Source organism: Dokdonella sp. (genome assembly GCF_049593775.1).
GTDB lineage: Bacteria > Pseudomonadota > Gammaproteobacteria > Xanthomonadales > Rhodanobacteraceae > Dokdonella.
In genome coordinates, this window is sequence record NZ_JBAWHJ010000278.1 from 1 (window position 1) to 8463 (window position 8463).

The following is an 8463-nucleotide window of genomic DNA, read 5'->3' on the forward strand; positions in this document are numbered from 1 at the left end:
CAACATTGGTGTCGGGAAGGTGTGAGCGAATGGCGTTTTCGAACTTCTCCAGCAAGACCGGAATGCCCTCGGCACGGCGCTTGCGGTGTCCGATGGGATAGTCGATCGAAACCTTTTCCGTGCTCGAGCCATCCTTGAAGAAAACCTGCACTGAATTGCCGATAAAGCGCTTGTCGGCATCGAAGTAGTCTTTGGTGAACTGCGGGTTCTCCCTGACTTGCATCTTGTCGCGCAACGCATCGATCCTGGGATCGGCGGCAATATCGTCATTGTAATCGCTGGCGACCAGTCGCCCGAAGATCAGCGGCACGGCAACCATGTACTGAAGGCAATGATCACGGTCGGCATAGTTGGCCAGCGGCCCGGTCTTGTCGATGATGCGGACACCCGCTTCCTGGGTCTCCATCTCGATCCGCTCGATTTCGTCGATGCGCCCACCCACCTGTGCGTGCAACTGCATGGCGCATTCAACGGCAGTCTGCGCATGGAATTCAGCAGGGAAGCTGATCTTGAAAAGCACGTTCTCCATGACATAGCTGCCGAATGGCCGCTCGAATTCGAATGCCTTGCCATTGAATGCGATGTCATAGAAACCCCAGGTCTTCGCTGTCAGGGCCGATGGATAGCCAACCACGTTCTTGTCGACTGCATTGAAGGCGTGGGTTACCGCACGCCGGCAAGCATCACCGGCTGCCCAGCTCTTGCGCGGGCCGGTATTCGGGGCGTGCCTGTAGGTCCGCAGCACGCCGTTGTCGATCCAGCTATGCGATACCGCATTGACGATCTGCTCCTTGCTGCCGCCCAACATGGCAGTGGCGACGGCTGTCGAAGCGAGCCGTACCAGGATCACGTGATCAAGTCCTACGCGGTTGAAACTGTTCTTCAGGGCATAGCAACCCTGGATCTCGTGCGCCTTGATGGCCCAGGTCAGGACCTCTCGCACCGTCATGGGCTTGCCGCCTTCGCGCTCGGCCTTGCGTGACAGATAGTCAGCCACCGAGAGGATCGCACCCAGGTTGTCGGACGGATGGCCCCATTCGGCTGCCAGCCAGGTGTCGTTGAAATCCAGCCAGCGGATCTGCGTACCGATCGCGAACGCCGCCTGGACCGGGTCAAGTTCGTGGCTGGTACCGGGAACACGCACGCCACCGGACAAGGTCGCGCCCGGAACAATGGGGCCGAGATGCTTGACGCAATCAGGGAACTTCATCGCCAGCATCGAGGTTGCCAGCGAATCCAGCAACATGTTGCGGGCCGTATCGTAGGCTTCCTTCGAATCAATCACGTAATCGGCGACGTAATTGGCGATATCGACCATGGGCTGATCGGGTTCAGGCCTGACGGCCGAGCGAATGTCGTGTCCGGACATGATGGGCTTCCATTGGAGGTGAGTAGGAGACAAGCGACCCGCGCTGGAACCGGTCACTCAGCCGCATATTGTGCCAGATGACATCCTGCCTCGCCGAGCCCTGATCGCAGCCAGTGAAACCATTCCCGGCCCGTTTCGGGTGTGTGAACCGCACTCCAACTCCCAAACTGAAGCGCCGGGCAGGATCGCCGAACCAGGCCAATTCGGCGAAAGCCCAGCTTCTGCACCGTGATCGCCACGCGATCATTGTCGGCGGCACTTCGATCAGCGTTTTTCGAGCATCAACCGGATCGAATCGGCAACAACGGCCAGCCGCTCATAGCGTACAGATCATCACCCGATGAGGACCACCCATTCCGCCCGGATATGGCGATTCCCCGTTGATCCCCTTGCCCGCGAGCGCGCTCACTGGCATCTTAAACGCCTGTTTGAAATCTGGAAGGCCCGTGGAATATCCGCACCTGTTTACCCCCCTCGACCTCGGTTTCACGAGCCTGCCCAACCGCGTACTGATGGGTTCCATGCATACGGGACTGGAGGACCGGGCGAGCAACTATGATCGTCTGGCGACCTACTTCGCCGAGCGCGCGCGCGGTGGCGTTGGCTTGATGGTCACTGGTGGAATCGCGCCAAACATCGAGGGCTGGCTGAAGCCGTTCGACGGCCGTCTTTCGATGCCATGGCACGTCGCAAGGCATCGCAAGATCACCTCGGCGACCCATGCCGAGAACGGACGCATCTGCATGCAGATCCTGCATGGCGGCCGTTATTCCTATCACCCGCTCTCAGTCGGGGCTTCCAGGATCAAGTCGCCGATTACTCCGTTCAAGCCACGGGCTCTGTCCACGCGTGGCGTCGAGCGCACGATCAATGATTTCGTCGGCTGCGCGAAGCTGGCCCAGGATGCCGGCTACGACGGCGTAGAGGTCATGGGATCGGAAGGCTACCTGATCAATCAGTTCATCACGGCGCGAACCAACACGCGCGAGGATGAATGGGGTGGCAGCGCCGAAAAACGCATGCGCTTCCCGATCGAGATCGTGCGCCGAACGCGCGCGGCTGTCGGGTCCGACTTCATCATCATCTATCGCCTGTCGATGCTGGACCTGGTCGACAATGCACAAAGCTGGGACGAAGTGGTCCAGCTTGCCAAGGCCGTGGAAGCCGCTGGCGCAACAATCATCAACACCGGCATCGGCTGGCATGAGGCGCGCGTACCCACCATCGTGACATCGGTGCCGCGCGCTGCATTCGCTGCAGTCACGCGCAAGCTCAAGGGCGAGGTGAAACTGCCGTTGATCACCACCAACCGGATCAACATGCCGGCAGTCGCCGAGCAGGTTCTCGCCCGCGGTGATGCCGACATGGTTTCGATGGCGCGGCCGCTGCTGGCCGATCCGGAATGGGTCAACAAGGCGCGCAACCAGCGTGCGGACCGCATCAACACCTGTATTGCCTGCAACCAGGCTTGTCTCGACCATGTCTTCCAGAACAGGCACGCAACTTGCCTGGTCAATCCACGGGCCTGCAATGAAACCGAACTGGTCATCAGGCCAGCCGTCGTGAAAAAGCGCTTCGCCGTGATCGGCGCAGGGCCAGCCGGTCTGGCTGCAGCAACGACATTGGCCGAGCGCGGACACGCCGTCACCCTGTTCGATCAGGCCGATACCATCGGCGGTCAGTTCAACATGGCCAAGCGCATCCCGGGCAAGGAAGAATTCCACGAAACCATCCGCTACTTCGAACATCGCCTGACCGATACCGGAGTGGAGCAGCGCCTGGGAACGCGCGCCACTGCCGAGGAAATCAAGCGAACCGGTTTCGATGCCGTCATCGTGGCAACCGGAGTCACTCCCCGCGACTTGAACATGCCTGGCAGCGATCATCCGCGCGCGCTCAGCTACCTCGACGTCCTGCGCCACAACAAACAGGTTGGCCAACGCGTGGCCATCATCGGCGCTGGCGGCATCGGCTTCGACGTCGCGGAATTCCTCGTTGAGGAATCGCCCTCGCCCACCACCGACATCGAGCGCTGGACCCGGGAATGGGGTGTCGATCTCTCCATCGCGCATCGCGGCGGACTGGTTCCGGCAAAGCCCGAGCCGCCCGAGCGCGAGGTTTACCTGCTGCAACGAACAGAGGGCAGGCTAGGAGCGCGGCTGAACAAGACCAGCGGCTGGGTCCACAGGGCCACGCTCAAGGCAAAGAAGGTGAAGATGATTGGGGGAGTGACCTACGAACGATTTGATGATGCCGGCCTGCATATCCGCATCAATGGCGAGGCACAGGTGCTCGAAGTCGACAATCTGGTTGTCTGCGCCGGCCAGGTACCGAACCGCACTCTCGCCGACGAACTGATCGCCGCCGGAATCGACACTCATGTAATCGGCGGTGCCGATGTGGCCGCCGAGCTCGACGCCAAGCGAGCCATTGACCAGGGCACTCGCCTGGCAGCCGCGCTCTAGGCATTTTCCAGTCGAGTCGCGCCCCTCGCGCTCGACCAGGTTCGGCGCGCCCGCATGCAGCCATCATTGGTCTGCATGCGGCGCATGCCTGCCAACGTGATGCCGGCCCCTGGACGCAAGTGGCAAGGCCGGCAAACCATCGGGTCCGGCGGTTGCGCTCGTCGGGAGGCTCGTTCAGCTTTCCCATGGCCCTGCGCTGGAAAGCGAAAAGTGGTCATTTCCCTGGGCAATCGTGATACGGGACCCAGACTGTTTGTCGACTGATTCACATCCCCGCCCTCGCCTTCATCACGCATCGCCGCCGTTTTGCGTTCTAGGATAGGTAGATGCCTAGAGTGGAGTAAGGATCATGTCCAGAAACCCCTGCAAGAGTCGCTTTCGCAGTTCAGCCCTGACGGGTCTTGCCATCGCCTTCTCGGCCACCACTGCAATCGCCGCAGTCGGCAGTTGGAGCACGACCGGCCCGTATGGCGGTTCCACATACCACCTGTTGGTATATGAGGCTGGGCCGAGCACGCTGTTTGCGGCAGGCAAGGGCGGCCTGTTTCGTAGCCTGAGTGGCGGCAACACCTGGCAACGTATTGAAGTCGGCCTGCCAGACTCGCTTTATGTCCGGGCAATGGCGACAAGCACGAGTTCGCCCGTCCTTTATCTGACCGATATCAACGGTCTGTATCGAAGCGGCAACGGTGGCGACCTCTGGGTTCCGATCAGTACACCTTTCCCAGCCGGCGGCTATATCAATGATATCGACCTCAGGCGTTCAACCAGCAACAGTATCGCCATGGCCACTTCTGACGGCGCCTATGTTTCTACCGATGCAGGGGGAACCTGGATCGGGCCGGGCGCTGGCGGCACCAGTGTCGAGTTCAGCAAGATCCTGTTTGCGGCCGACGGTGCTCTCTACCTGGGCATTCAGTTTTTCGATGCCGCCGTTTTCGGTGGCGCGAGCCTGCTCAAGAGTACCGATGGCGGCGTGAGCTGGGCACCCCTGGCTGCGCAACCCCCGGGATTGTTCGGAGTCCAGTTTCTGGTCGCCTCCCCAACGGATCCGCAGAGAATCTTCGCTGGCGACAACTACAGCGTGGTCACCAGCGACAACGGCGGCACGACCTGGTCGACCGTGACGCTACCCTCATCCGGCGCAGATTGCGGAAGGATCGAATCCATCACTGCGCACCCGACCGCGACTTCCGGTTTGCTGGTCGGCTGCCGTTCAAACGGCGTGCATCTGAATACCGACGTGGCAACTACTAGCTGGACCAGTTGGACCGCCGCCAACTCGCTGAGTGCAAACGGCAGCGATCCGGTGCAGGCCAGCGCCATAGCGGTGCATCCCGCGTTTCCGGGAACCGGCACGATCTGGACAGGGACCACGGACGGCGGCCTGTTCCGCAGTACCAACAATGGCACGAGCTGGGCACCGATCAACAATGGCTACGAGTCGGTGAACATTCGCGCCCTGGCGGCTCATCCGCTTGATACCAATCCTGCAGGCGCCGTCATCCTTGCAGGCTACGGCGATGCGTTCTCGACATCGCGAGCCATGTTCAAGTCATCCGACGGTGGCGCCAGCTGGGCGCCATCGCTGACCGGCCTCAACGCCGAGCAGGTCCGCTGGATGACAATCGACCCGACCACGGTCGACGCCGACCCATTCACCGCAGAAAACTTCACGATCTATGCTTCAGGCAAGTCCGAAGGCATTCCAATGCCCGGCAACCGGGACGGTGGCATCTACAAAAGCGTCGATGCAGGCAATACCTGGACGACCATCGACAACGGAATTTCCACCGTCTTCGGCACCCCGTACATGGGGACAGTGCGTGCCCTGGTACTTGATCCGCAATCGTGTGCTGCGCCTCCCTGTGTCGCGGGGTCGAGTCCGTTGCAAACCATCTACGCTGCCGGCAGCGGCGTAGCTGACGCGCCGGGAACCTCCTATCTGTCCGCACGTGTCTACAAGAGCACAGACGCCGGTGCTTCGTGGAGTGCATCGGAATCCGGACTGCCGCTACCCGAGGATCTCGGGCCGGTCGGAGCATTCAACTATCTCTATTCGATCGCCATATCCATGGTCGTCGATCCGGTCACCCCGTCCACTCTCTATCTCGGTACCACGACAGCTTGGAACGCAAGCTACGGCGGCAGCATTCCAACCATGGAAAACGGCGTCTTCAAGTCGACCAACGGCGGTGCCACCTGGGTGCATTCCAGCAATGGCCTGCCCCGCCTCGCCGGAGCCGGATCATCCCATTACGACGTGCTTGCACTTGCCATCAATCCTGCCAATCCGCAGGTCCTGTACGCAGGCGCGACGAGTTTCGAATACACCGGACCAGTCGGCAGTATCTACAAATCCACAAACGGCGGCGCGAACTGGTTCGAGGTCAGTACGGGAATCGCCGGGCAGGATGTCCGCGCACTGTTCATTGACCCCATGGACCCCAGCGGCGATACCGTCTATGCCGGCACAGGTGGCAACGGAGCCGACCCCGGTGGTGTCTACCGCACCACCGATGGCGGCGCGACCTGGAACTCGCTGAGCATCGGCCTGCCGACCAACGCCGCGCTTGCCCTGACCATGCCGCCGCGCGCGCTTGGTGACCCCGCACGTATCGTCGCCGGTACCACGGCTGGCGTATGGGAATACACGGCTACACCCGATGAAGATGTCGATGGATCTCCCTCGGCCGTGGAAAACAGTGTCCTGGCAGGCGATGGCAACGGCGATGGCATTCAGGATGCGACCCAGTCGGGTGTTGCCTCGCTGTCTGCAACAGGCAGCTCTGCTGCCGCAGGAATGAATGCGCCCGCCGGTACGATCGTGCGTTCAACCATCGAAATCGTCGAAGGAACCTGCAACCAGCTCAACGACAGCACCAGTCTTCAGGCCGAACTCTATCCACCGGATCCGGCCGGCGCTGGCAACAGCCATGCGCCATGGGGCCTGGTCAGCTTCTCGCTGCCAGCGTGCAGCGAGGCGACGGTCCGGGTGACCTTCCACGGTGGCAACTTCGATACGAACTGGCGCTGGCGCAACTATGGTCCGCGCGTCCCCGGCGACGCAACAACATTCGGCTGGTACTCGTTCAGCGGCGCCCAACGCATTGATGCAGAGACCTGGGAGCTCGTGATCGATGCAAGTCTGCAGGGCAACTACCGTGATGACACGAACAATATTCTCTTCATCGGCGGACCGGCGAACCTGCCCGAGGCGCTGTTCGACAACGGTTTCGAATGAATTACGCTGGACGGCTGCGAATCATTCGCGGACTGCAATGATCTGTACACAGAGCAAGCCACACATTGTGATGCTTGCTCTGTGCAAGCCGATTGCCACAGCCACGCCGCCAGCCAGGACCAGTACGGGTGTGCGCGTGGATTAATTCGATAAAAGTACTTCGACATCAACAAGAGCACATTTGGTGGCATGTAGATAGTCACAACTGACTGCGACGATTCCCCTCTCCCCATCGTCCCGATTGGCATGCCGACGACGCAACTGACTCGTCTGCAAGAAGCGCGTCGACAACACGAAGCGCAATGCCTTTCGCCATGACAGGGAGATCAGGTTCATGACCGTTGATTTATCGCGAGTTCGTACTTTGTTGCCAACTGCCGCTGTACTCGGCTTCCTATTGGCTTGCAGCCACACAGCCGCCGAAACGGGAAGGTGGAGTAGTCAAGGACCGTATGGCGGATACGCCAGTCAGGTTGCCGTGTTCGAGGCCGATCCGGATATGGTTTTTGCCAGCAGTGGCGGGGGATTTTTCCGCAGCACGGACGGCGGCTTGCACTGGCAGCGCTCCGAGGTCGGCCTGCCCATACCCGCCAGTATCCAGAGCTTCACTCTCGGCACGCAGTCTCCCGTGATTTTCGCATCGACCTACAACGCGCCGTACAAGAGCACGGATGCCGGCGCGACCTGGCACGCTTTGAAAAACCCCATGATGCCAGGGGAAAACATCATTGATATTTCGCTGCGCCGAGGTAGCTTTGCCGATGTTGCGCTGGCCACCTCAATCGGCATTTACGTTTCCCATGACGCAGGCGTCACGTGGTCGGGCCCGACACCTTCACTGCAGCCGTTCACCCTGACCAGAATCCTGTATGCCGAGGACGGTGTCATCTATGCCGGAAAATGGCCCACTGGCTCCGGCGACTTTGACTCCGCTTCAGTGATCAAGAGCACTGATGGAGGCGCGAGTTGGGTTCCATCGCTGTTTGGCGTGGGGGCCTTTGGATTGGCTGGAATCCAGTCACTCTCATCATCGGCTACCGAACCAGCACACGTGTTCATTCTCGATGTCATCGGCAATGTCTTTTTCAGCCTTGATGGTGGAGCAACCTGGACCAGTATCCAATTTGCCAGCCTGCCGGGCGGTTGTGCGGGCCAGCGGTTCCTGATGGCTGATCCAACCCGAAGTCTCGGCGTGTTCCTCGGCTGCGGCACGTCGCTGGCACATACCGCCGACGTGACGCCATCAATGCCTGACTGGACAATATGGAATGCATCCAACGGACTCGAGAATGCAGACGGGGACGCCTTAAATATCCTGTCCGCAACGGCGCATCCCGGCTACCCCGGCACGCCCCGAATCTGGGTTGGCACGGCCAGAGAAGGCG

At 60.6% G+C, this 8463-nt stretch carries 4 protein-coding genes; 3 read left to right on the forward strand and 1 reads right to left on the reverse strand.

Features of this window, described 5'->3' with window-relative positions; genetic code table 11:
• Positions 1-1369, reverse strand: a 1369-nt coding sequence (locus tag WBP53_RS09840) for a bifunctional 2-methylcitrate dehydratase/aconitate hydratase (RefSeq protein ID WP_423928409.1), incomplete at its 3' end; no start/stop codon positions are given.
• A gap of 446 nt (positions 1370-1815) precedes the next feature.
• On the opposite strand from WBP53_RS09840, the gene WBP53_RS09845 reads away from it, so the two are divergent.
• From WBP53_RS09845 to WBP53_RS09855, 3 genes are all read left to right on the forward strand, one after another.
• Complete coding sequence (locus WBP53_RS09845; RefSeq protein WP_423928411.1) at positions 1816-3834, forward strand: FAD-dependent oxidoreductase; 2019 nt, start codon at positions 1816-1818, stop codon at positions 3832-3834.
• A 349-nt stretch (positions 3835-4183) separates the two neighbouring features.
• A complete protein-coding gene (locus WBP53_RS09850; protein ID WP_423928413.1) occupies positions 4184-7078 on the forward strand; it encodes a WD40/YVTN/BNR-like repeat-containing protein in 2895 nt (964 codons plus the stop codon).
• 478 nt (positions 7079-7556) lie between these two features.
• Positions 7557-8463: WD40/YVTN/BNR-like repeat-containing protein (locus WBP53_RS09855; RefSeq protein WP_423928415.1), on the forward strand; the 907-nt coding region annotated here is incomplete at its 3' end.

Coding starts and splice junctions, on each gene's coding strand:
- WBP53_RS09850 (WP_423928413.1), top strand. CDS start 4,184: ATGTCCAGAAACCCCTGCAAGAGTCGCTTTCGCAGTTCAGCCCTGACG.